The organism is Kitasatospora sp. NPDC001225, from assembly GCF_053597855.1.
In genome coordinates, this window is sequence record NZ_JBSFJC010000123.1 from 1 (window position 1) to 24,635 (window position 24,635).

Sequence of the window (24,635 nt, forward strand, 5' to 3'; positions counted from 1 at the left end):
GCGAAGCCGTGGCCGTGCTGTCGCAGCGGCACGAACTGCTGCGCACCTCCGTGGCTCTCAGCGGCTACTCCCAGCCGCTCCAGCTGGTGCACGCCTCCGCGCAGCTGCCGGTGACCGTGCACGACTGGCGGGGCCTGAGCGAGGAGCAGCGCGAGGAGCGTGCCCGGGTCTTCGCGGAGCAGGACCTGGCGTCCGGCTTCGAGCTGTCGGCCGCGCCGCTGATGCGGCTCGCCGTCCACCTGGAGTCGGACGAGGCCTGGCGGCTGACGCTCAGCCACTGCCACGCCGTCACCGAGGGCTGGAGCGTCAACAGCCTCCTCATGGAGCTGATGGAGTGCTACCAGTACCTGCGCGACGGCCGTGAGCTGCCCGCGTACGAGGCGCCGTCGGTCCGGTACGCGGACTTCATCGCGGCGGAGCTGGAGTCGCTGGCCTCCGAGCAGGACCGCGCCTACTGGCGGGACGTCGTCGCCGGCCACGCCGCGGCCGAGCTGCCGGCCACCTGGGCCGACGACGCCGACCTGGTGGCCGAGAACCTCGGCGCGCGGGTGCCCTTCCACGACCTCGAGGAGAAGCTGCACCGCCTGGCGAACGACGCCAAGGCCTCGCTGAAGACCGTGCTGCTGGCCGCGCACCTGAAGGTGCTGGGCATGGTCGGCACCGAGGACGCCTTCCACACCGGTGTGGTCTACCACGGGCGTCTGGAGGCCCCCGGCGCCGAGCGGGTGCTCGGCATGCACCTGAACACCCTGCCGTTCCCGGCGCTGCGCGCCTCGGGGACCTGGCGTGAGCTGGTCGAGCGGGTCTACGCCCGCGAGTCGGAGATCTGGGCCCGCCGCCGTTACCCGCTGCCCGCCATCCAGCGCGACAGCGGCACCGGCGAGCGCCTGATTTCGATGGTCTTCGACTACCAGGACTTCCACCAGGTCGACACCGGCACCGTGGACACCGCGTCCAACCTCGACGCGGGCGGCAACGAGTTCCTCCTCAGCGTGATCGCCGCCGGCGGCCACCTCAACATCGGCACTTCGACCGACGTGCTCGGCCGTGCGGCCCTGGATCGCTTCGGTGCGATGTACCGGTTGGTGCTGGAGGCGATGGCGGCCGACCCGGAGGGGGACGCTTCGGTGGTCCTGCTGCCGGAGGCGGAGCGGGGGCTGCTGCTGGGTGAGTGGAACGCCACGGTGGAGGTGCCGGTCGACGGTTGCCTGCACGAGGTGTTCGCGGAGCAGGCGGCCCGTACCCCGGACGCCGTCGCGATCACCTTCGCGGGTGAGTCGCTGACCTATGCCGAGGTGGACGCGTGGGCCAACCGGCTCGCGCACCACCTGCAGGGCCTGGGCGCGGGCCCGGACCGGCTCGTGGGCGTGTGCCTGGAGCGCGGTCTGGACCTGGTCCCGACGCTGCTGGGTGTGATGAAGTCGGGTGCGGCCTACCTGCCGCTGGACCCGGTGAACCCGGACGAGCGCCTGTCCTACATCCTCCAGGACGCGGGTGCCCGCATCCTGGTGAGCACTGCCGATCTGGCGGAGCGGGTGACCGACTCGTTCGACGGCCGGATCGTGCTGCTGGACGGCGACAGCCGTGAGCAGATCACGGCCCGCCCGGCCACCGCGCCGGTCACCGCGGTCACCCCGGACAACCTGATCTACGTCATCTACACCTCCGGCTCCACCGGAAAGCCCAAGGGCGTCAGCCTCACCCACGCCAACGTCCTGCGCCTGTACAGCGCGACACGCGAGCAGTTCGCCTTCGGTGCCGACGACGTCTTCACCCAGGCGCACTCGTACGCCTTCGACGTGTCGGTGTGGGAGATGTGGGGAGCCCTGCTGCACGGCGGCCGGGTCGTCGTCGTCCCGACCGACGTCAACCGCTCGCCCGGCGAGCTGCTCGACCTCCTGGTCGCCGAGCAGGTCACCGTGATGCTCCAGACCCCGACCGGATTCCGGGCCCTCGCGGCCCTGGCCGGCGACGGTGACCCGCGCATCGACCGGCTCGACCTGCGGCTCGTCGGCTTCGGCGGCGAGAAGCTGGAGACCTCCGAACTCCAGTCGTGGGTGGACCGGATGGGCCTCGACCGGCCCGCCCTGGTCAACCTGTACGGGCCGACCGAGACGACCATGCACTGCGCCTACCACCGGATCGGCGCCGAGGACCTCCGGCGGCCGAGCCGCAGCAACATCGGGCGTCCGCTGCGCGACCTCTCCGTCCACCTGCTCGACGCCGACGGCCAGTTGGTGCCGGTCGGGGTGCCCGGCGAGATCCACGTCGGTGGCCCCGCACTGGCCCTCGGCTACCTCGACCGGCCGGAGATGACGGCGGAGAAGTTCGTCCCGAACCCCTTCGGTCCGGCGGGCTCGCGCCTCTACCGCACCGGCGACCTGGCCCGACGACTGCCGGACGGCTCGCTGGACTTCCTCGGTCGCGTCGACACCCAGGTGAAGATCCGCGGCTACCGCATCGAGCTCGGCGAGATCGAGACCGCGCTGCGCCGGCACCCGGCCGTCCGCGCCGCGGTGGTGACCGTCATCGAGGGGGCTCAGGGCGCCAAGCAGCTCGTCGGCTACTACGTGCCGCAGCAGGGCGCCGCACCGGCTGCCGCGCAGCTCCGCGAGCACCTCGCCGCCGACCTGCCCGCCTACATGGTGCCGACGGCGTTCGTCGCCATCGACGCCATCCCGCTCACCAGCAACGGCAAGCTCGACCACCGCGCGCTGCCCGCGCCCGACCAGGCGTCCTTCGCCACGGTCGAGCACGTGGCGCCGCGCACCCCGGTGGAGGAGCGGCTCGCGGTGATCTGGTCGGACGTCCTGGGCGTCGCCCGGGTCGGTGTCGAGGACAGCTTCTTCGACCTCGGCGGCGACTCCATCCGCGCGGTCCGCCTGGTCGGTGCACTGCGCACCGCCGGGTACGACGTCTCGATCCGCGACGTGTTCGAGTCACGGACGATCGCCGCGATGGCGGCCGGCCTCACCGGCCAGGGCGGCGAGTCCCTCGTCAAGGCCGTGGAGCCGTTCGCGCTGATCGGCGCCGAGGACCGGGCCCTGCTGCCGGCGGGCGTCGTGGACGCCTACCCGATGTCGCAGATCCAGACCGGCATGCTCGTCGAGACGATGGCCGCCGGCCCGGCGGACCGGGCGGTCTACCACAACCTCAACTCCTTCCGGATCCGCGACGACCAGCCGTTCTCGCTGCCGGTCTTCCAGCAGGCGGTGGACGTCGTCGTCCAGCGGCACGACATCCTGCGCACGTCGATGCACCTGAGCGGCTACGCGCTGCCGCTCCAGCTGGTGCACGCCACGGCGGACTACCCCGTGACGCTGTGGGACCTGCGCGGCCTGGGCATCGAGGAGCAGGAGCGCCGCAAGGCCGCCTACCTCACACAGGAACGCGCCGTGGTCTTCGACCTGACGGCCGCGCCGCTGCTGCGGATGTCCGTCCTGGTCGAGTCGGACGGCTCGTGGCGGCTCAACTTCACCTACCACCACGCCGTCTCCGAGGGCTGGAGCTACAACGCCCTGATGATGGAGCTGGTGGAGTGCTACCAGCACCTGCGCGACGGCCGTGAGCTGCCCGCCTACGAGGCGCCGGCCGTCCGGTTCGCGGACTTCGTCGCGGCGGAGCTGGAGTCGCTGGCCTCCGAGGAGGACCGCGCCTTCTGGCAGGACGTGGTGGCGGAGCACGCGCCGCTGCGGCTGCCGGAGCCGTGGGCCGCACCGGAGCGCGACCCGCAGGACCGGCACGGTCTGCGCGTCCCCTTCCACGACCTGGAGGAGGGCCTGCGCACCCTCGCCGCCCGTGCCGGCACCTCGCTGAAGAGCGTGCTGCTGGCGGCGCACCTGAAGGTGCTGGGCTCGGTCACCTCGGACCAGGCCTTCCACACCGGTGTGGTCTACCACGGGCGTCTGGAGGCGCCGGGCGCCGAGCGGGTGCTGGGCATGCACCTGAACACGCTGCCGTTCCCCGCCACCCGCGCGTCCGGGACGTGGCGTGAGCTGGTGGAGCGGGTCTTCGCACAGGAGGCGGAGATCTGGGCCCACCGCCGCTACCCGCTGCCCGCCGTCCAGCGCGACAGCGGCACCCGCGAGCGCCTGCTCACGGTGATGTTCGAGTACCTCGACTTCCACCACGTGGACGGCGAGACGGTCGACACCGACGCCGGCTTCAACGACGGCTTCAACGAGTTCGCGCTCAACGTGGTCCCCAACAACGGCCACCTCAACATGGCGACCAGCGGTGAGTTCCTGAGTCGTGAGGCGCTGGGGCGTCTTGCGGGGATGTACCGGCTGGTGCTGGAGGCGATGGCGGCGGATCCGGACGGTGACGCGTCGGGTGTGGTGCTGGCGGAGGCGGAGCGGGCCGCGCTGGTGCGTGGTGGTTCGGTGGTGGAGTGGGGTGCGGGTTCGGCTCTGGAGTTGTTCCGGGCTCGTGCGGCGGCTGCGCCGGATGCGGTCGCGGTGGTGTTCGGTGAGGAGCGGGTTTCGTATGGCGAGCTGGACGCGTGGTCGTCGCGGATCGCGGGCCGGCTGCGCGGGCAGGGGGTCGGCGCCGGTTCGGTGGTGGGCCTGTACCTGGACCGCGGCCCCGGTGTCCTGGCGGCGATGCTGGGTGTGTGGAAGGCGGGTGCCGCCTACCTTCCGGTGGACCCGTCGCTTCCGGCCGAGCGGGTGGGCTACATGCTCGCCGACTCGGGTGCCGCGCTCGTCCTGACCGACGCCGAGCCGTCCGGGCGCCTGGGTGAGTACACCGGCCCCTGGCTTGAGCTGGACGGCGGTTCCGAGGAGAGCTGGGACGGCATCGTCCCGGCTGTCGATGAGCTGGCGTACGTGCTCTACACCTCCGGATCCACCGGTCGCCCCAAGGGTGTGATGATCGGCCACGGTGCGCTGGTGAACCTGCTGGGTTCGATCCGTGACGACGTGACCCCCGGCCGTCCGGGCACCTGGCTGGCCTCGACCTCGGTGTCGTTCGACATCTCGGGTCTGGAGCTGCACCTGCCGCTGATCACCGGTGGGACGATCGTGCTGGCCTCGGCCGAGCAGGCGAAGGACGCGACGGCGCTGGTGGAGCTGGTGGCCCGCAATGAGGTCACCCATGTCCAGGCGACTCCGTCGGGCTGGCGTCTGCTGCTGGCGGCGGGCTTCGACAACTACGCCGTGACCGCGCTCGTCGGCGGCGAGGCGTTGACCGCCGGCCTGGCGCGGGAGCTGCTGCCGCGGGTCGGCCGCCTGGTGAACGTCTACGGTCCGACCGAGACGACGATCTGGTCCGCTCAGGGCGAGGTCCCGGACGGGGTGGAGCAGGTCTCGATCGGCGGTCCGCTGGCCAACACCCGGCTGCACGTCCTGGACGTGGACCTGAACCCGGTGCCGCAGGGTGTGACGGGCGAGCTGTTCATCGGTGGTGACGGTCTGGCCCGCGGGTACCTGGGCCGCCCGGACCTGACGGCGGAGAAGTTCGTTCCGAACCCCTTCGGGCCGGCCGGCTCCCGCCTCTACGCGACCGGTGACCTGGCCCGTGTCCTCCCGGACGGCACCCTGGAGTGCCTGGGCCGCATCGACGGCCAGGTGAAGATCCGCGGTTACCGCATCGAGCTGGGCGAGATCGAGAGCGCCCTGCGCGAGCACGCCTGGGTCCGTGACGCCGTCGTGACGGCCCAGGAGGACGCACACGGGGACAAGTCCCTGGTCGCCTACGTCGTCAGTGCCGACGGTTCCGGCCCGGACACGGTCGCGCTGCGGGAGTTCCTGTCCCGCTCGCTGCCCGAGTACATGGTCCCGGCCGCTTTCATGGAGCTGGCGGCCATCCCGCTGACCAACAGCGGCAAGGTCGACCACAAGGCCCTCCCGGCCGTCGACCAGAGCGCGTTCGCCACCGCCGAGATCGTCGCCCCGCGCACCCCGCTGGAGGAGCGGCTCGTGGCGGTCTGGTCGGACGTCCTGGGCGTCGCCCGGGTCGGTGTCGAGGACAGCTTCTTCGAGCTCGGTGGCGACTCCATCCGCGTCGTCCGCCTGGTCGGTGCCCTGCGCGCCACCGGCTACGACGTGGATGTCCGGTCGGTCTACCAGCACGGGACGATCGCGGAACTGGGCACGTACATCTCCGGCAAGGAGGTCGGTGGGTCGCTGGTCACCGCCGTGGAGCCGTTCGCGCTGATCGGCGACGAGGACCGGGCCCTGCTGCCGGTGGGCGTCGTGGACGCCTACCCGCTGTCGCAGATCCAGACCGGCATGCTGGTCGAGATGGTGGCCGCTCAGGAGCGCGGCGAGTCCGCCTACCTGAACATCAGCTCCTTCCGCATCCCGGACGCCGAGTCCTTCGACGCCGCCGCCTTCACGGAGGCCGCTGCCGTCGTGGCCGGCCGCCACGAGGCCCTGCGCACCTCGATGCACCTGAGCGGCTACTCGCAGCCGATGCAGCTGGTGCACGCCGACACCCAGGTGCCGGTGGCGCTGCACGACCTGCGGGGTCTCGACTCCACTCAGCAGATCAAGGCGCTGCGGGCCTTCTCGGTGAAGGAGCACGCTGCCGCGTTCGACCTCGGGACCGCTCCGCTGCTGCGGATCGCGGTGCACCTGGAGTCGGACGAGGCCTGGCGACTGACCTTCACCTACAACCACGCCATCGCCGAGGGCTGGAGCTACCACTCGCTGCTCATGGAGCTGCTGGCGTCCTACCAGCACCTGCGCGACGGCCGTGAGCTGCCCGCCTACGAGGCGCCGGCCGTCCGGTTCGCCGACTTCGTCGCGGCGGAGCTGGAGTCGCTGGCCTCCGAGGAGGACCGCGCCTTCTGGCAGGGGATCGTGGACAACCACGCTCCTGCGCAGCTGCCCGGCTCCTGGGCCGACCCGGCGACCGCCGGGGCCCGCGAGCCGCTGGGGACGGACGTCGCCTTCGGCGACCTCGAGGACGGCCTGCGCACCCTCGCCGCCCGTGCCAGGACCTCGCTGAAGAGCGTGCTGCTGGCCGCCCACCTCAAGGTGCTGAGCATGCTCAGTGCGGAGGAGGCCATCCACGCGGGTGTGGTCTACCACGGGCGTCTGGAGGCGCCGGGCGCCGAGCGGGTGCTGGGCATGCACCTGAACACGCTGCCGTTCCCCGCCACCCGCCCGTCCGGCACCTGGCGTGAGCTGGTGGAGCAGGTCTTTGCGCAGGAAGCGGAGACCTGGGCCCACCGCCGGTACCCGCTGCCCGCCGTTCAGCGGGACTCGGGGCAGAGTGGCCGGCTCATCGCGGTGCTCTTCGAGTACCTCGACTTCCACCAGGTCGACACCGAGACGGTCGACATGGCCGGCAACCTGAACGTCGGCGGCAACGAGTTCGCGCTCAACGTCGCGGCGATCGGCCGGCGGATCATGCTCAACACGACGTCGGACGTCGTCGGCCGTGAGGCGCTGGGGCGTCTTGCGGGGATGTACCGGCTGGTGCTGGAGGCGATGGCGGCGGATCCGGACGGTGACGCGTCGGGTGTGGTGCTGGCGGAGGCGGAGCGGGCCGCGCTGGTGCGTGGTGGTTCGTCGGTGGAGTGGGGTGCGGGTTCGGCTCTGGAGTTGTTCCGGGCTCGTGCGGCGGCTGCGCCGGATGCGGTCGCGGTGGTGTTCGGTGAGGAGCGGGTGTCGTATGGCGAACTCGATGCCGAGTCTTCGCGGATCGCGGGCCGGCTGCGCGGGCGCGGGGTCGGGTCCGGATCGGTGGTCGGTCTGTATCTCGACCGTGGTCCGGGTGTTGTGGCGGCGATGCTGGGTGTGTGGAAGGCGGGGGCTGCGTACGTTCCGGTCGATCCGTCGCTTCCGGCCGAGCGGGTGGGCTACATGCTCACCGACTCGGGTGCCGCGCTCGTCCTGACCGACGCCGACCCGACGGACCGGTTCGGTGAGTACGCCGGTCCGTGGCTGGAGCTGGCCGGCGGCTCCGAGGAGAGCTGGGACGGCATCGTTCCCGCCTCGGACGACCTCGCCTACGTGCTCTACACCTCGGGTTCGACCGGTCGCCCCAAGGGCGTGATGATCGGGCAGGGTGCGCTGGTGAACCTGCTGGGTTCGATCCGTGACGACGTGACTCCGGGGGCTCCGGGCACGTGGCTGGCTTCGACGTCGGTGTCGTTCGACATCTCCGGCCTGGAGCTGCACCTGCCGCTGATCACCGGCGGGACGATCGTGCTGGCCTCGGCCGAGCAGGCCAAGGACGCGACGGCGCTGGTGGAGCTGGTGGCCCGCAATGAGGTCACGCATGTCCAGGCGACTCCGTCGGGTTGGCGTCTGCTGCTGGCGGCGGGCTTCGACGATGTGTCGGTGACCGCGCTGGTGGGTGGTGAGGCGCTGACCGTGGGTGTGGCGCGGGAGCTGCTGCCGAAGGTCGGTCGCCTGGTGAACGTCTACGGTCCGACCGAGACGACGATCTGGTCCGCGCGGGGCGAGGTCCCGGCGGAGGTGGAGCGGGTCTCGATCGGCGGCCCGCTGGCCAACACCCAGCTCTTCGTCCTGGACGGCGCTCTGGAGTTGGTGCCGCAGGGTGTGACCGGCGAGCTGTTCATCGGCGGTGACGGTCTGGCCCGCGGCTACCTGGGCCGCCCCGACCTGACGGCCGAGAAGTTCGTCCCGAACCCCTTCGGCCCCGCAGGTTCACGCCTGTACGCGACCGGTGACCTGGCCCGCGTCCTTGCCGACGGCACCCTGGAGTGCCTGGGCCGCGCCGACGGCCAGGTGAAGGTCCGCGGCTACCGCATCGAGCTCGGCGAGATCGAGAGCGCCCTGCGCGAGCACACCTCCGTCCGCGACGCCGTCGTGGCCGCCCAGGAAGACGCCCAGGGTGACAAGTCCCTGGTCGCCTACGTGGTCCCGGCCGGCGGCTCCGGCCTGGACACGGTCGCGCTGCGGGAGTTCCTGTCCCGCTCGCTGCCCGAGTACATGGTCCCGGCCGTCTTCGTGACCTTGGACGCCATCCCGCTGACCAACAGCGGCAAGGTCGACCACAAGGCCCTCCCGGCCTCCGCCACCACCGCGCTCTCCCGGGCGGCCTACGTCGCCCCGCGCACCATGGTGGAGGAGCAGCTGGCGGCCATCTGGTCCGATGTCCTCGGCATCGACCGCATCGGCGTGGAGGACAGCTTCTTCGAGCTCGGCGGCGACTCCATCCGGGCTCTGCGGATGCTGTCCGCGGGCAGGGAGGCGGGTCTCCCGCTGGCGGTCTGGATGGTCATGCAGGCCAAGAACCTGCGTGAACTCGCCGCCCTGGCGCAGGGTGACGGCGGTCGGACGCCGGAGCAGGACGGGATCGCGCTGCTCGCGGAGCAGCACCGGCTGCTCGGCGCGCAGGCCACCAGCGGACGCACGGTGCAGCTGCCGGTGAACGGGCAGGCCGACGCGGACGTCCTCGAAGAAGCGCTGCGGGCCGTGGTGCAGCACCACCAGGCGCTGCGTCTGCGGTTCGACGAGGCCGCCGACGGCCGCGCCCACCTGGCGGAGCCGAACACCGAGGCCCTGGTCCATGTCGTGGACCTCGGCGAGGTGCCAGCCGCCGAGCGGTCGGCGCGGATCGAGCGGGCGGTCGTCGAGGGCCGGGCGCGCCTGGACACGCGGGGCGGTTCGCTGGTGGACGCGACGCTGATCCGCTTCGGCGCGGAGAGCGGAGCGGCCGACCAGATCTGGCTGACCGTCCACGAGCTGGCGGTCGACCGGGCGTCCTGGACGGTCCTCGTCGAGGACCTGAACACCGCGTACCGGCAGCTCAACGAGGGCCTTCCGGCGACTCTGCCGCCGGTGGCGTCCCCGCTGCACTGGTGGGCGGAGCAGCAGCTGAAGCAGGCGCACTCCGACGAGCTGCTGGACCAGGCCGAGCTGTGGCTGGACCGGCCGAAGGGGGCCGCGCTCCCGGTGGACCGTGCCCGGGTGGAGACCACCCACGCCACGGCCAACACGGTCACGGCGACCCTGCCGTCCGAGCTGACCGCGTCCCTGCTGGCCGACGCGAACCCGGAGCACCTGGTGCTGACGGCGGTGGGCCGTACGCTCGCGCGCTGGGCGCAGGCCGACCGGATCGCCGTCGAGATCGCCGGTGACGCCCGTGGTGGCGCGACGGCGGACACGGCCGGCGACCCGTCGCGGACGGTCGGCCCGCTGGACCACGGCTACCCCGTGACCCTGCGACTGCCGCTCGGCCGGGACGCGCAGTCCTCGCTGAAGTCGGTCGCCCGGCAGATGCGCACCCTGCCCGACCCGGTGCAGGGATACGGACTGCTGCGTCACCTGGCGCCGGACCCGGAGGTGGCCGAGGAGCTGGCCGCCCTCCCGGCACCGGAGGTGCGGTTCTCCTTCACGGCGCCGCGGTCCGCCGCCGGCAGGCCGACGGCCCGCTCCCTGAACGGGACGCCGCCGCTGGTCTACCTCGCGGAGCGGGTCGTGGCCACGGCCGCCCCCGAGGCCCCGCGGGCGCACCTGCTGGAGATCGACGCGTACGTGTACGAGGGCCGGCTGTACGTCGAGTGGGTCCACAGCACGGACGTCCACGAGGCGGCGACCGTCCGCCGGCTGGTCGACGAGCAGATGGCGGAGCTGAGGGTGCTGCTCGGCGAGGACGACGGCACGGACGCCGCGTCGGGCCGCCGCCCGGTGCGCCGGTCGAGCCGCGGCAGTGCGGCCGAGTCGGTGCTCGCGGACCTGCGGGCCGAGGAGGTGATGGCCGACCACGCCATCCCGGGCGCCAGCCTCGCCCTGATCCACGACGGTCAGGTGACGGCGGTCCGCAGCTACGGCGTCCTCGGCGCAGGGCAGAGCGAGCCGGTCACCCCGGACACCCTGTTCGCGGTGGGGTCGATCAGCAAGCACGTGACGACGTACGCGGCGCTGGGGCTGGTCTCGCAGGGCCTGCTGGACCTCGACCGGGACGTCAACCGCTACCTGACGTCCTGGCAGGTCCCCGGGGAGTTCCAGGAGCCGGTCACGGCGAGGCTGCTGATGGCGAACCTGGCCGGGTTCGCCCCGCACCCGGCCGTGAACGAGGGCCACTACCCGGACGACGACGAGCAGCCGACGGTGCTCGACATGCTGTACGGGCGGGCGCCGGCCAAGACACCGCCGGTGCGCCGCCAGGACGTGCCCGGCCAGGTGTTCCGACAGAACTCGGTGCACTACTCGGTGCTCCAGCAGGTGATGTCCGACCTCACCGGTGAGGCCTTCCCCGACCTGGTGAAGCGTCTGGTGTTCACACCGCTGGGCATGACGGGCAGCAGTTTCGACCCGATGTTCCCGCACGCCTCCGGGCGGCCCTTCGCCCGGGGACACGACGTGGTGGGCACCCAGGTACGGGGCGGCTACATCGTCCAGCCGGAGCCCGCCGCGGCCGGGATGTGGAGCACCGCCGAGGACCTGGCCAAGTTCGCCGTCGAGATCCGGCGCGGCTACCTGGGGTACTCGGGCGGCCTGGTCGACCAGCAGCTGGTGCGGCAGATGCTGTCGCCGCAGTCGGACCGCAACTACGGCTGGAGCACCATCGTCGACACCACCAGCGGGGACGTGGAGTTCGGCCACGGCGGCCAGGCCTACGGCTACCAGGCGATGACCGGACTGCGGGTGCACTCGGGCGTCGGCTCGGTCCTGCTGACCAACGCGGTGAGCGGGCGTGAGCTGGTGAAGCACATGATCGTCGCCACCTGGTCCGCGCGGACCAGGGTCGCGGGACTGTGGCAGAAGGCCATCGACGAGGCCGTGCAGCAGGAACGGGCGCGCGCGGCGGTCGCGGGGCAGCACCGGTGACCGTTCCCACGGCGACGCCGTCGGCACCGGCCCGGGCCCTGCCCGGGCCGGTGCCCCTGCGGCGCAACGCCGACTTCATCCGGCTCTGGGTGAGCGCGGGGATCTCGCGCTTCGGCACCTCGGTGACGATGGTCGCCTACCCGCTGCTGGCGCTGTGGCACACGGGATCGGCGAGTACGACCGGGCTGGTCACGTTCGCCGCCGCACTGCCCAACCTGTTCGTCCAGCTGCCGGCCGGCGCGCTGGTCGACCGCTGGAACCGGCGCAGGCTGATGGTGGGCTGCGACATCGTCTGCGTGACGGTGGTCGCGAGCATCGCCGTGACCGAGCTGTGCGGCCGGTTCTGGCTGCCGCAGCTCATGCTGGGCGCGTTCCTGCAGTCCGCGATGACGATCCTCTACCAGCTGTCGGAGCGGGCGGCGGTGCGGACCGTGGTCGAGCCCGGGCAGCTGTCGGCCGCGCTGGCCCAGAACGAGGCGCGCGGGGCCGCCATCGGCCTGCTCGCCCAGCCCGGCAGCAGCCTGCTGTTCACGGTGGCCCGCTGGCTCCCGTTCGCGGCCAACGCGGCCGTGGGCCTGGTCGCCGCCGTCCTGTTGGTGACCCTGCGGCGGGCCCTCGGCCCGGCGCAGGCCGACCGGGCGGTCCCCCCGGGCGGCACGTCGCTGCGCGCCGCGGTCGGGGAAGGGGTCCGCTGGCTGTGGCGGCAGCGGTTCCTGCGGGTGATGACCTGTGTGTTCGCGGGCAGCAACCTGGTCTTCCAGGTGCTCCTGCTGGCGGTGCTGGTGCGGATCCACAACGGTGGTCACCCACCGGCTGTGGTGGGCCTGGTGCTCGGCGCGGGCGGGCTGGGCGGCATCCTCGGGGCGCTCAGCGCGGGCTGGTGGTCGCGCCGGTCGGACCTGTACCGGACGGCGGTGGCCGGCTTCGCGGTGTGGACGGTGTTCATCCCGGTCTCGGCGTGTTCCGGCTCGCCCGCGCTGATCGCCGCCTCGCTGGCCGGCATCACCTTCGTGGCCAGCCTGTTCAACGTCACCGGGAACGTCTACCAGATGCAGGTCACCCCCGAGGCCCTGCAGGGGCGGGTGAACGGGGCGTCGAGCTTCCTGTCCTCGGGGGCGAACTCGCTGGGCGCCCTGGCCGGCGGCTGGCTGGTCGACCGGGCGGGCCCGTCCGCGACCGGCTTCGTCCTCGGCGTCGCGGTGCTGGCGCTGACCGCCGTGGTGGCGTTCAGCCCGGCGGTGCGCGCCGAGCACCGCGCCTCCGCGGCGCCCGACGGCCCGGCGCCCGCCTCCGCGACGCCCGGCGGCGGGACGCAGGAGCCGCCCGCGGCGGCCGAATCCGCCGGTATGGGCGGGATATAGGGCTCCGGGAGAGCGTGTGGACGCTGGCGGAGTGCCAGCAGTTGTGACGCCTCCGCGCACGATTCCAAGGAAGGACCCCGATGACAGGTTCGATGACCGGCGCGGCGGCCGACTGGTTCCGCAGCTACCGGGCGACGCCCTCCCCGGCCCTGCGCCTGGTGTGCTTCCCGCACGCAGGCGGGGCGCCGACGTCCTACCGGACCTGGGCACGGGCCGTTCCCGACGATGTCGAGGTGCTGGCCACCTGCTACCCCGGCCGGCAGGACCGGTTCGCCGATCCGTTCGCGGCCTCGCTGCCCGAACTGGCCGATGACATCGTGGCCGCCCTCGTCCCGCTGCTCGACACGCCGATCGCGCTCTTCGGGCACAGCATGGGCGCCTACGTCGCCCACGAGGTCGCCCTGCGGCTCCAGGAACGGCACGGGGTCCAGCCGGTGCGGCTGTTCGTCTCCGGCGCCGAGGCACCGCACCTGGCCACGCCCCCCGGCCGGGCCGAGGACGACGAGGCCTTCGTCCGCGAGCTCCGGCAGCTGGGCAGCGGCTCGATGGGCGAGATCGAGGACGCGGCGCTGCTGGAGCTGGTCCTGCCGAGCATCCGGGCCGACTACCGACTGCTGGACGCCTACCACCCGGCGTCCGGCACCCGGACCGGCTGCCCGCTCGTGGCGTACGTCGGCGACAGCGACGAGGACTGCGAGGTCGACAAGGCCCGCGCCTGGTCGCAGACCACGGCGTCCGCGTTCGAGTTCCGGGTCTTCCCCGGCGGCCACTTCTACCTGGAGGCGCACGAGCAGGAGCTCCTCGGCCACATCACCGGCCACCTCCGCAGCGACCTCCGGCTCAGGCAGGCCCTCGCCGGTCTCAGCCGTACCTGATCACCCGGAGCCACAGATCCCATGACCGAAAGGAAGAGCGGCGCCATGCACGAGCACCTGGTGAGCCGACTGGAAGCACACAGCCGCACGATCCCCGACAAGACCGCAGTGGCCTTCGTCCGGGTCGTCGACGGGGAGCCCGTCGAGGAGACGCTGACCTACGCCGAACTCGACCGGGAGGCGCGCAGGATCGCCTCGTGGCTGGCCGGACGCTGCACGGTCGGCGAGCGGGTGATGCTGCTCTACGGCACCGGCCTGGAGTTCGTGAAGGTCCTGATGGGCTGCATGTACGCGGGCGTGGTCGCCGTGCCGGCGCCGGTCCCGGGCAGCCAGCGGGGCCATGACGCCCGCTCGGTCGGCATCGTGCGCGACACCGACGTCCGGCTGATCCTCACCGACACGCCGAACGCCGGCGTCGTCAGCGCCTTCGTGGCGGACTCCGGCCTCACCGGGGTCGACGCCGTCGTCACCGACACCCTGGAACTCGCCGAGGCGCCCGGATGGCGGGTGCCGCAGCTCGGCCCGGACACCCTGGTCATCCTCCAGTACACCTCCGGCTCGACCAGCACCCCCAAGGGCGTCATGGTCACCCACGGGTCGCTCTTCCACAACCTGCAGCTGATCGAGCGGGCCTTCGGCCTGGACTCCGGCTGCCTGGTCGCCAGCTGGCTGCCGCAGCACCACGACATGGGGCTCATGGGCAAGGTGCTGGAGCCGCTCTACCTCGGCACCACGACCTACCTGATGGCGCCGATGGACTTCCTGCGCCGTCCCTACCTCTGGCTGGACCTGGTCTCCCGCAAGAGGATCCACACCACCGTCGCGCCCAACTTCGCCTACGACCTGTGCGTGCGCCGGATCAACGACCAGCAGGTCGCCACCCTGGACCTGTCCCACCTGCGCAACGCGGGCAACGGCTCGGAGCCCATCAGCGCCGCGACGCTGCACCGCTTCGCCGAGAAGTTCGCCCCGGCCGGCTTCAGCCTCGACGTCTTCAACCCCTGCTACGGCATGGCCGAGACCACGCTGCTGGTCACCGGCACGCCGCCCGGCCGCCGCCCGGCGATCACCTCCGTGGACGGCGACGCGCTCGCCCACAAGGTGCTGCGCCCGCTCCCCGGTGACCTGGAGGCCCCCAAGCTGGTGAGCAGCGGCCAGATCCACGGGCTCGACGTGCGGATCGTCGACCCGGAGACCAGGACCACGCTGCCGGACGGCCGCGCCGGCGAGATCTGGGTCCGGGGCCGGAGCGTCACGGCCGGGTACTGGAACAACCCGGAGGAGACCGAGCGCACCTTCCGCGCGATGACCGCCGAGGGCGAGCGGGGCTTCCTGCGCACCGGCGACATCGGGATCATCCACGACGGCGAGCTGTACGTCACCGGCCGCACCAAGGAGGTGCTGGTCATCAACGGCCGCAACCTCTACCCGCACGACCTGGAGCGCGAACTGCAGACCGTGCACGCCTCGTTCCAGGGCCTGGTCGCCAGCGTCTGCTCGGTCCCCGCCGACGGCGAGGAGATCGTCGTCATCCAGGAGTACCGGCCCAACCCGGCCAACCCGGTCGAGCTGCCCGAACTGGCGCGCCGCGTGCGCGGCGAGCTCGCCGAGGCGGCCGGCGTGAAGGTGTCGAACGTGGTGTTCCTGCGCCCCGGCCAGGTGCACCGCACGACCAGCGGCAAGATCCAGCGGCGGCTGATGCGCGAGAAGTTCATGACCGGCGCCCTGGAGCCGCTGTACGAGGACCTCAACACCGCGACCAGGAAGCGCTACCGCACGCCCGAGACGGCGGCCGCCGCGACCGGAGGCACGGGGGAGACGCCGTGACCTCCACCCCGTACCCCGCCGTCCTGGACTTCGACCGCGCCCTGGGCGACCCGGACGACGCGGGCCGGCTCTTCTCCTACGCCCGTTGCGGCGCACTCGACGACCGCGAGGAGTTCCCGGTCGAGATCTGCCGCGAGCTGGACTTCCTGGGCCTGCCCGGCCACTACGTCCCCGCGCGGTACGGCGGCTCGCTGCACCGCTACGACGAGGTGCTCCAGCTCATGCGCGCCGTCGCCCGGCGCGACCTGACGGTGGCCATCGCGCACGGCAAGACCTTCCTGGGCGCGGTGTCCGTCTGGGTCGGCGGCAGCGAGGAGCAGGCCCGCGAGCTCGGCCGGCTGGTGGCCGACGGCACCGTCGTGTCCTGGGGCCTGACGGAGCGCGACCACGGCAGCGACCTGCTCGCCGGGGAGGTGGCCGCCCACCGGGAACCGGACGGCGGCTACCGCCTCACCGGCGAGAAGTGGCTGATCAACAACGCCAACCGGGGCCGGCGGATCTGCGTCCTGGCCCGCACCGGCGAGCAGGGCGGCGCCCGCGCCTACAGCCTGCTCATGGTCGACAAGCAGAGCCTCCCCGGCGGCACCTACCGGCCGCTGCCGGCGGTGAAGCTGCACGGCATCCGCAGCGCCGACATCAGCGGCGTCGCGTTCACCGACGCCCCCGTACCGGCCGCCGCCCTGATCGGCGCCGAAGGCGGGGGCGCGGAGATCGTCCTGAAGAGCCTCCAGCTGACCCGCACCCTGTGCGCCGCCCTGTCGCTCGGGGCGGCGGACCAGGCGCTCGGACTCGCCACCGGGTACGCCCTGGAGCGCCACGCCTACGGCAGCCGCCTGATCGACCTGCCGCAGACCAGGCACCTGATCGCCGCGTCGTACGCCGACGTGCTCCTCGCCGAGGCGACCACCCTGGTGGCCGGACGGGCCATCCACGCCCTCACCGGGGAGCTGGCGGTGGTCTCGGCCGTCACCAAGTACTTCGTCCCCACCCTCGTCGACCAGGTCGTCTCCCGCCTGTCGACGGTGCTGGGCGCCCGCTCCCTGCTGGTGGGCGACACCTTCGAACACGGGCGCTTCCAGAAGGTGCAGCGCGACCACCGCATCGTGTCCATCTTCGACGGCAACACCGTGGTGAACCTCCACTCGCTGGTCAACCAGTTCCCGCAGCTGGCCCGCCAGGCCCGCCGCGGCGAGGTGGACCGGGCCGGCGTCGAGACGGCGGCCACCCTGACCGCCGAGCTGCCGGACTTCGACCGCGATCGGCTCTCCCTGCTGCCCCGCCCCGGCGGCAGCATCGTGCTCGCCCTCTCCGACGGCGTGGCGGAGCTGGCCGAACTGGCCCGCCAGGGCGTGGTCCCCGCCTCGCTGGCCCGCAACGCGGAGGCGATCGCCGCCGTGGCCGACGAGGTCGCCGCCGCCATCGCGGCCCACCGCCCGGTGGCGACCGACGTCCCGGTGGCCGCCTTCTCCCTGGCCGAGCGGTACGCCCGCTGCTTCGCCGCCTCGGCGGCGATCCGGCTGTGGCTGCGCAACCACGCGACGGCCGGCGCCGGCCACCCGCTCTGGCAGGACGGCCTGTGGCTGGAGGCCGTGCTGGTCAGGCTGCTGGACCAGCTGCTCCCCGGCCGGCCGGACACCGACGGCGACGTCCTGGAGCGCCTGGTGCCGGTCCTGATCGAGCAGCAGGGCCGGGGCGACCTGCCGTCCCTGCTGACCCACCCGCTCGTGAAAGGCCGCTCATGACCACGGCACCCGCGGCACCCCCCGCGTCGCCCTTCACCGACCTCGGCACCCCGGCCGCACTGGAATCGCGGTTGGGCGACCCCACCGACCCCGGCAACCCGCTGGGCTTCGCCGCCCTCCTGAACGCGGACGAGCGCGGCGACCTGCTGTCCGCGGGCGAGCGGGTGCTGGACGCCTACGGCCTCGGCGCGGAGTTCGTCCCGGCGGCGCTCGGCGGCCGGCTCGGGCAGGCCGACCACCTGGCCAGGGTGCTGCGCCCGCTGTTCCGGCGCGACGTCGCGCTGGCGCTCGGCCACGGCGCGAGCAACCTGGTCGGCTCCGTGAACGTCTGGTCCTCGGGCAGTGACAAGCAGCGCCGCTGGCTGGCGGACGTGCTGCTGCGCAACGGCCGGGTCGCCGCCGGGTACACCGACATGTCCACCGGCAACGACGTCTCCCGCACCGCCTTCAGTGCCCGGGTGGAGCGCGACTCGCTCGTCCTCAACGGCCGCAAGGAGATCATCAACAACCTCGCCAGGGCCGAGGCCGTCACCCTGCTGGCCCGCACCCGGGAGGAGGCCGGCAGCCGCAGCCACTCCATGGTGCTGGTCGACATGGCGAGCGTCCCGCGCGACCGGCTGCGCTTCCTGCCGCGCTACCGGACCAGCGGGGTGCGCGCCCTGTACCTCGGCGGCCTGGAGTTCCAGGACTGCCCGGTGCCCGTGACCGCGGTCGCCGGCGGGTTCGGGGAGGCCATGGAGACCATCCTGCGGGCCTTCCAGGTCACCCGGGCGGTGCTGCCCGCGGCCGCGGTCGGCACGGTCGACCAGCAGCTGCGGACGGTGATGGACTTCGCGGTCCAGCGGCGCCTGTACGGGCGGGCCGTCTCCGAACTGCCGCACGCCCGCTCCCTGCTGGCCGGCGCGTGGCTCGACCTGCTCGTCGCCGACAGCCTCGCCACCACGGTCTGCCGCGCCCTGCACGTGCTCCCCGGCCAGACCAGCGTCTACGCGGCGGCCGTGAAGTACCTGGTGCCGACGCTGATGCGCGAGGCGGTCGACGCCATGGCCGTCGTGCTGGGCGCGCGCTCCTTCCTGCGCGAGGGCGAGCACGGCGTCTTCCAGAAGCACCTGCGCGACCTCCCGGTGGCCTCGCTCGTCCACGCCGGCGGAACGGTCTGCCAGGCGACGATGATCCCCCAGCTGCCGCGGATGGCACGCGGCGGCTGGCTGAGCGACGGCGGAGCGCCGGCCGAGCTGTTCACCATGGACCGGGCCCTGCCGGAGCTGGACGCGGAACGGCTGAGCGTCATGGCGGGCCGTGAGGACCCGCTGATGGCGGCACTGCCGCAGGTGGCCGCCGAGCTGGCCGGGGACCGGGTGCTCGGCCCGCTGTGCGCCTCGCTGGTGGGAGAGCTGCGCCGGCTGAAGGAGCGGTTCGGCGAACTGGCCCCCCGGGACCGCACCCCGGTGGCCAGTGCGGGCACCTTCGTGCTGGCCGAGCGCTACGCGGTGCTGCTCGCGGCCGCCGCCTGCCTCGGCGTGTGGCGCCACAATGCGGACAACCCGAACCCGTTCCTGCGCGACACGGCCTGGCTCGCCGCCGCGCTGGGCCGGCTGGCCGGCCGGCTCGGCTGCGGACCGGAGACGGACGGCGTACCGGAGCCCGTCTTCGCCGAGCTCGCCCGCCGCCACGAGACCCGCCGCGGCTTCGACCTCACAGGCCGCCGACTGGCCTGACCCGAGCACCGGCCGGACGCCACCGGCCGCTCCACGTCCACGCGCGGACCCTCCGCGCATATCGGCTTTTTCATCCCAGAAGGGAGCCGGTGATGTCGACCTGTCATCAGCTTTCCCACGCCCAAGAGGCGCTGTGGTTCCTCTACGAACTCGACCCCGAGGGCAGCTCCTACAACACCGGCGTCGCCGTACGGGTGCTGTCCCCCGTCGAACTGCCCGCACTCCGGGAGGCCGTCGCCGCCGCCGTCGCCCGGCACGAACTCGTCCACTCGCTGTTCGACAGGGTCGACGGGGTGCCCGTCAGCACCCCCCGGGCCCACGAACCCTTCGCCCTGCTGGTCGAGGACCTGGGCCCGGTCGGCGACGACGAACTGCGCACCGCCGTCCGCCGGGCGCTCAACGAGCCGTACCACCTGCGCGACCGCGGCGCCTTCCGCTTCGTCCTGCTGCGCCGCTCCGAGACCGACGCGGTCCTGCTGATCGGCGGCCACCACATCGCCTCCGACGCCGTCTCGGACCTCGTCCTGCTGCGCGACATCCTCGCGGGCTACCAGCAGGCCGTCGCCGGCGAGGAGGCCGCGCCCGCCCCGGTCGCCTACACCCACGACACGTACGTCGCCGCCGAGCAGCGCCTGCTCTCCTCCCCGCGCGGTGCCCGCGCCGAGGCGTTCTGGCACGGTGTGATCGAGGGGGCGCAGCCCGCGCAGATCCCCACCGACCGCCCCCGCACAGCCGGGCCCACGCCCGTCGGCGCCACCCACCACCTGGAGCTCGACGCCGGTCAGGTCGAGGCACTGCGCACGGCCGCCCGTGCCTGCGGCGTGACCCTCTTCTCCTTCCTGCTGGGCGCCTTCCAGGGCCTGCTCCACCGCTACACCCGGCAGAACGACTTCCTCATCGGCTGCCCCACCACCACCCGGCTCTCCCCGCCGATGCGCGACGTCGTCGGCAACTACATCAACACCCTGGTCTTCCGCGGCAGCTTCGCCCCCGGAGCCACCTTCCGCGACGCCGCGACGACGGTCGACGGCCAGGTCCGCCAGGGCCTCGCCGCCGTCGGCTACCCCTTCGCGCGGCTCACCCGCACGGCCAACCGCCCGCGCACCAGCGCCGGCTCCTCGCTCTGCCAGATCACCTTCAACCTGATCGGTGTCGCCAAGCCCGACCCGCTGATGAAGCTGCTGCTGGACGGCGAGGGCGAGCACAACACCATCGAGCACCACGGCCTGACCATCAGCCCGTTCGAACTGCCCCAGGCCGAGGGCCAGCTCGACCTCGCGGTGAACGTCCGCCAGAGCAGCGACTGCCTGACGCTCGACTTCCGCTACAACGCCGTGCTCTTCGACCTGTCGACCATCGAGCGCTTCGCCTCCTACTACGTGCGCGCCCTGGACACCGCCGCCGCCGACCCGGACCAGGTCATCTCCCGGCTGCGCCTGGTCCAGGCCCCGGCGCCCTCCCGCCCGTCGGACCAGGAGGCCGTCCGTGTCTGAGCCGTCGGGGTCCGGCCTGCCGCTCCCGGACGGGGTCAGCCAGCGCACGCTGCGGGCCGGCGGGCGCAGCGTGCGGATCGCCGAGGCCGGTCAGGGCCCGCTCGTCGTCCTGCTGCACGGCTTCCCCGAACTCGCGTACTCCTGGCGACACCAGCTCGCCGGCCTGGCGGCGGCCGGGTTCCACGCGGTCGCCCCGGACATGCGCGGCTACGGCGGCAGCGACAGCCCCGAGGACGCGGCCCGGTACACGATCCACCACCTGGTGGGCGACGCGGTCGCGCTGATCGACGCGCTGGGCGAGGGCCCGGCGGTGCTGGCCGGCCACGACTGGGGCTCCCAGGTGGCCTGGCACACCGCCCTGATGCGCCCCGACCGGGTCAGGGGCGTGGCCGGCCTCAGCATTCCGTACCGCCCGCGCTCGCCGCTCAACCCGCTGCCCGCGATCCGGCGGGGTATCGGCGCGGGCCACTACATGCTGTACTTCCAGACGCCCGGCGTTGCCGAGGCGGAGCTGGAGCGCGACGTGGCCGCGTCCTTCCGCCGCCTGCTGAACGGCACCTCGGGATCGGCCCCCTACCGGGCGCCCGTCGTGCCGGACGGCGGCGGACTGCTGGACCTCTACCCCGAGCCCGCCGTACTGCCCGGCTGGCTCAGTGAGGGCGAACTCTCCGTCTACACGGCCGAGTTCACCAGGACCGGCTTCACCGGAGGGCTGAACTGGTACCGCAACCTCGACGCGAACTGGGATCTGACCGCCCCGTACCAGAAGGCGGCCGTCCAGGTGCCCGCCCTCTACCTGGCCGGTGAGGAGGACTTCGTGATCAAGGGCGCGGACCCCGCCCGGCTGGAGTCCGAACTGCGGCAGTGGGTCCCCGACCTGCGCGAGATGCTCCTGCTCCCCGGCTGCGGCCACTGGATCCAGCAGGAACGCCCGGAGGAGGTCACGGCCGCCCTCGTCGCCTTCGCCCGGTCGCTGAGCTGACCGACCAGCCCCACCCCTTCCTTCGTTCCGTCCCCTTTCCGTTACCACTTCAGATGTCGAGGAGACACACCGATGACCACTGCCGCGATGACCACCGAGATCCAGCAGGCGCCGATCGCCGAGTGGCTGAGGGAGAAGGTCGCCTTCTACCTCGAGGAGCCGGTCGACTCCATCCGGACCGACACCAAGCTGGCCGAGTACGGCCTCGACTCCCTCCACGGCCTCACCCTGTGCGGCGAGATCGAGGACGAGTTCGGCATCGAGGTCGCACCGACCCTGGTCTGGGACTACCCGACCGTCGATGCCCTCTCCGGCCTGCTCGCGGAGATGCTCGCGGAGCACGGCAACCGGACCGCCTGACCCCGGGAACCCTCACCGGAATCGTCGGCCCGTCAGGCTGCGGAAAGACCACCCTGGTCCGCACCCTCGCCGGACTCCACACGCCCGACACCGGCACCCTCACGCTCCACGACCAGCCGCTGGCCGCCTCCTACCGGCGCCGCACCCGCGACCAGCGCCGCCGCATCCAGCTCGTCCCGCAGAACCCCCTCGGCGCCCTCAACCCCGCCCGCACCGTCGGCGCCACCCTCACCCGGCCGCTGAAGCTGCACTTCGCCCTGCACGCCGCCCGGTGCGAGGAACGCGTCGCCGAACTGCTCGACGCCGTCGGCCTGCCCGCGCACTACGCGGCCCGCCACCCCCACGAGCTCTCCGGCGGGCAGCGCCAGCGGGTCTCGCTGGCCCGCGCCCTGGCCGCCGAACCGGACGTGCTGCTCTGCGACGAGGTCACCTCCGCCCTCGACACCGACACCGCCGCCGCGCTCATGGACCTCCTCGACGGCCTGCGCACCGGCCGGGGCCTCGCGGTCGTCCTGGTCAGCCACGACCTTCCCCTGGTCACCGGCCGCGCCGACCACGTCCTGCCGCTCGGGGGACCGTTGTCCGCACCGTCCGTCACCAAACAGCCTGCGGGCAGCGTGCGCTGACCCGGCGCCGCACCGGCTACGGGAGCCCCGCCGGTCACGGCGCCGTGCTCACCGGCCGGGCGCGGCCCTGTCCGGGCGCGCGGCCGCACCGGCGGCGGCGTTCTGCTCGACGACCCACCTCCGGCGCTGTCCGCCGGTCAGCACCCAGCGGGGGCCCGGCCGCGCGGGCGTACGGCGTCCCGCGCCGCGGCCGGCCGCCGCGCACACCCGCCGCAGCAGGGAGTTGAGCTCGGCGCGCTGGCCCTTCGTCAACGGGGCGAGCAGGTCCTCCTGGACGGCGGAGGCGTCCTCGTGCAGCACGTCCAGCGCCGCCTGCCCGGCCGGGGTGATCGTCAGCACTTCCTGCCGTCCGCCGATGTGGACGACCATGGAGTGCACCAGGCCCGCCGACAGCAGGTCGTCCAGTGCCTGGTCGGCGTCGGTCCCGGTCGCGGCGGCGCGCTCGACGAGGTCGTGGCGCCCGTGCGGCCCCAGCTGGGCGAGCGCGGACAGCAGCGTCTGGTGGGCGCGGCCCATCCCGCGCGAGTCGAGGCGGTCGGCCAGCAGGCGGTCGGCCGCCCGGCCGGCCGTCGACAGGAGGTAGACGGTCTGTTCGAAGGGGCTCGTCGACCCCGTCCTCCCGTCGTACACAGCAGGTCCAATCGTCCGGGAAGGCCGCCGTGTTCTCGGGCCGGGGGCCACAGGGGTGGCATCCGCACGGGAGCGCCGGGCCCCGGGACCGGGTGGACACGGTCCCCGACGGACGGCTGACCGTCGACGGACGACGGCGGCACGGCCCGCGCGCGCAAGCCGAGGCTCACCATACCCGGGCCCGAACAGTTGGTCTACATCGATGTCGTCAAACGGTGCCGTGCGCCAGCAGGGCCCGGGCCGCGTACTCGACGTACTCGTGCAGCCCGTAGGCCAGGCCCACGCCGAGCATGGCCGCGACCGCGACGGCGGCGAGCAGGGCGACGGCGGCCCGCGCCCGGTGGCCGGTCGGCCGGGCGGGCGCGGGGCCCAGGAGCGCCTGGACGCGCTGGGGCACCGGACCGGAGCTCACCGACAGCAGCGGGCCCGTGGCGTGGCGGACGGACGGCGACCCGGCCAGGGCCGCCCGGGCGATGGCGGTCGCGGCGGTGCGCCGGACGGCGACCGCGCGGGCGGCCTGCTCGTCGGCCCACCGCTCCAGGTGGAAGTCGAGGTCGGCCCGCAGCCGGCCCAGCGCCGGGTGGACGGCGGCGGCGAGGTCCGCTGCGGCCGAGAGCAGATGGTGGCGGCCCCTCAGGTGGGCGCGCTCGTGGGCGAGCAGCACCGCCCGCTCCGTCGGCCCCAGCGCCCGGAGCATGCCGGCCGAGACGACGACCCGGCCGGGGCGCCCCCGGTGGGCGGGCAGGGCGAAGGCCTCCGCCTCCTCGCCCGCCACCACGAGCAGGTCGCCGTCGCTGGTCGCGTCGCCAGTCAGCTCCCAGGCGCGGGCCAGCAGCGCGCGCTGCCTCCGCCACCGCCGCCCCAGCCGTACGGCCTGGACGGCCAGCAGCACCCCGGCGGCGCCCGACACCGGCACCACGGCGGGCCACCGGGCGAGGACGCGGGACAGCGGCAGGTGCTCCAGGCCCGCCAGGAACGGGACGTGGAACAGGCCGACGAGGGCCGCGGCGGTGCCGCCCGCCAGCAGGACGGCCGCGCCGGCGAGGGTGAACGAGGACTCGCGCGGCGGCAGCAGGACGGCCAGGCGGCGGGCCGCCGGCACCGCGGCCCAGGGGACCAGCAGGGCCAGGGCGACGAGCACCAGGACCAGGCTCATGCGCGGTCCTCGGGTTCGGCGGCGGCTTCAGCCGTGGCCTCGCCCACCTGCCGGGCGTCGAGGAGCAGGCGGCGCAGGACGTCCTCGTCGTCCTCGGACAGCGAGGAGACGAACC

12 protein-coding genes are annotated in these 24,635 nt (G+C 73.2%); 10 read left to right on the plus strand and 2 right to left on the minus strand.

From position 1 onward, the window contains the following. Positions 1 to 14 precede the first annotated feature (14 nt). From ACWDCZ_RS31135 to ACWDCZ_RS31180, 10 genes are all read left to right on the plus strand, one after another. Complete coding sequence (locus ACWDCZ_RS31135) at positions 15 to 11,750, plus strand: amino acid adenylation domain-containing protein (protein WP_449817579.1); 11,736 nt, start codon at positions 15 to 17, stop codon at positions 11,748 to 11,750. Beyond that, positions 11,747 to 13,111, plus strand: coding sequence for an MFS transporter (locus ACWDCZ_RS31140; RefSeq protein ID WP_449817580.1), 1,365 nt, complete (start codon positions 11,747 to 11,749; stop codon positions 13,109 to 13,111). The genes ACWDCZ_RS31135 and ACWDCZ_RS31140 overlap by 4 nt, the downstream gene beginning before the upstream one ends. Before the next feature lie 80 nt (positions 13,112 to 13,191). After that, complete coding sequence (locus ACWDCZ_RS31145; RefSeq protein ID WP_387736517.1) at positions 13,192 to 13,986, plus strand: thioesterase II family protein; 795 nt, start codon at positions 13,192 to 13,194, stop codon at positions 13,984 to 13,986. 21 nt (positions 13,987 to 14,007) lie between these two features. Further along, positions 14,008 to 15,813, plus strand: a complete 1,806-nt coding sequence (locus ACWDCZ_RS31150; RefSeq protein WP_449817581.1) for a fatty acyl-AMP ligase — start codon at positions 14,008 to 14,010, stop codon at positions 15,811 to 15,813. Continuing rightward, on the plus strand, positions 15,810 to 17,555 hold the full coding sequence (locus ACWDCZ_RS31155) for an acyl-CoA dehydrogenase family protein (RefSeq protein WP_449817582.1): 1,746 nt from the start codon (positions 15,810 to 15,812) through the stop codon (positions 17,553 to 17,555). The genes ACWDCZ_RS31150 and ACWDCZ_RS31155 overlap by 4 nt, the downstream gene beginning before the upstream one ends. Further along, the gene (locus tag ACWDCZ_RS31160) at positions 17,552 to 19,273 is read left to right on the plus strand and encodes an acyl-CoA dehydrogenase (RefSeq protein ID WP_449817583.1); all 1,722 of its coding nucleotides are present in this window, start codon (positions 17,552 to 17,554) and stop codon (positions 19,271 to 19,273) included. Before ACWDCZ_RS31155 ends, ACWDCZ_RS31160 begins: the two co-directional genes overlap by 4 nt. Positions 19,274 to 19,365: 92 nt before the next feature. Continuing rightward, complete coding sequence (locus tag ACWDCZ_RS31165; protein WP_380663839.1) at positions 19,366 to 20,766, plus strand: condensation domain-containing protein; 1,401 nt, start codon at positions 19,366 to 19,368, stop codon at positions 20,764 to 20,766. After that, a complete protein-coding gene (locus ACWDCZ_RS31170; RefSeq protein WP_449817584.1) occupies positions 20,759 to 21,748 on the plus strand; it encodes an alpha/beta fold hydrolase in 990 nt (329 codons plus the stop codon). The genes ACWDCZ_RS31165 and ACWDCZ_RS31170 overlap by 8 nt, the downstream gene beginning before the upstream one ends. 72 nt (positions 21,749 to 21,820) lie before the next feature. Continuing rightward, positions 21,821 to 22,108: an acyl carrier protein gene (locus ACWDCZ_RS31175; protein WP_375877652.1), complete on the plus strand. Its 288-nt coding sequence runs from the start codon at positions 21,821 to 21,823 to the stop codon at positions 22,106 to 22,108. Between the two features lie 53 nt (positions 22,109 to 22,161). Continuing rightward, on the plus strand, positions 22,162 to 22,734 hold the full coding sequence (locus ACWDCZ_RS31180) for an ATP-binding cassette domain-containing protein (RefSeq protein WP_449817587.1): 573 nt from the start codon (positions 22,162 to 22,164) through the stop codon (positions 22,732 to 22,734). 48 nt (positions 22,735 to 22,782) lie between these two features. Here ACWDCZ_RS31180 and ACWDCZ_RS31185 read toward each other — a convergent pair whose 3' ends face one another. Both ACWDCZ_RS31185 and ACWDCZ_RS31190 read right to left on the minus strand, forming a co-directional pair. After that, the gene (locus ACWDCZ_RS31185) at positions 22,783 to 23,364 is read right to left on the minus strand and encodes a MarR family winged helix-turn-helix transcriptional regulator (protein ID WP_449817585.1); all 582 of its coding nucleotides are present in this window, start codon (positions 23,362 to 23,364) and stop codon (positions 22,783 to 22,785) included. Between the two features lie 208 nt (positions 23,365 to 23,572). After that, positions 23,573 to 24,520 carry a M48 family metalloprotease gene (locus ACWDCZ_RS31190; protein WP_449817586.1) on the minus strand — a complete coding sequence of 316 codons (948 nt, stop codon included), beginning with the start codon at positions 24,518 to 24,520 and terminating at the stop codon, positions 23,573 to 23,575. Positions 24,521 to 24,635: the final 115 nt, after the last annotated feature.

Excerpts from the sequence above, each read along its gene's own strand:
- ACWDCZ_RS31190 (WP_449817586.1), bottom strand. The coding sequence starts at position 24,520 with ATGAGCCTGGTCCTGGTGCTCGTCGCCCTGGCCCTGCTGGTCCCCTGG.
- ACWDCZ_RS31145 (WP_387736517.1), top strand. The coding sequence starts at position 13,192 with ATGACAGGTTCGATGACCGGCGCGGCGGCCGACTGGTTCCGCAGCTAC.
- ACWDCZ_RS31150 (WP_449817581.1), top strand. The coding sequence starts at position 14,008 with ATGACCGAAAGGAAGAGCGGCGCCATGCACGAGCACCTGGTGAGCCGA.
- ACWDCZ_RS31175 (WP_375877652.1), top strand. The coding sequence starts at position 21,821 with ATGACCACTGCCGCGATGACCACCGAGATCCAGCAGGCGCCGATCGCC.
- ACWDCZ_RS31160 (WP_449817583.1), top strand. The coding sequence starts at position 17,552 with ATGACCACGGCACCCGCGGCACCCCCCGCGTCGCCCTTCACCGACCTC.
- ACWDCZ_RS31165 (WP_380663839.1), top strand. The coding sequence starts at position 19,366 with ATGTCGACCTGTCATCAGCTTTCCCACGCCCAAGAGGCGCTGTGGTTC.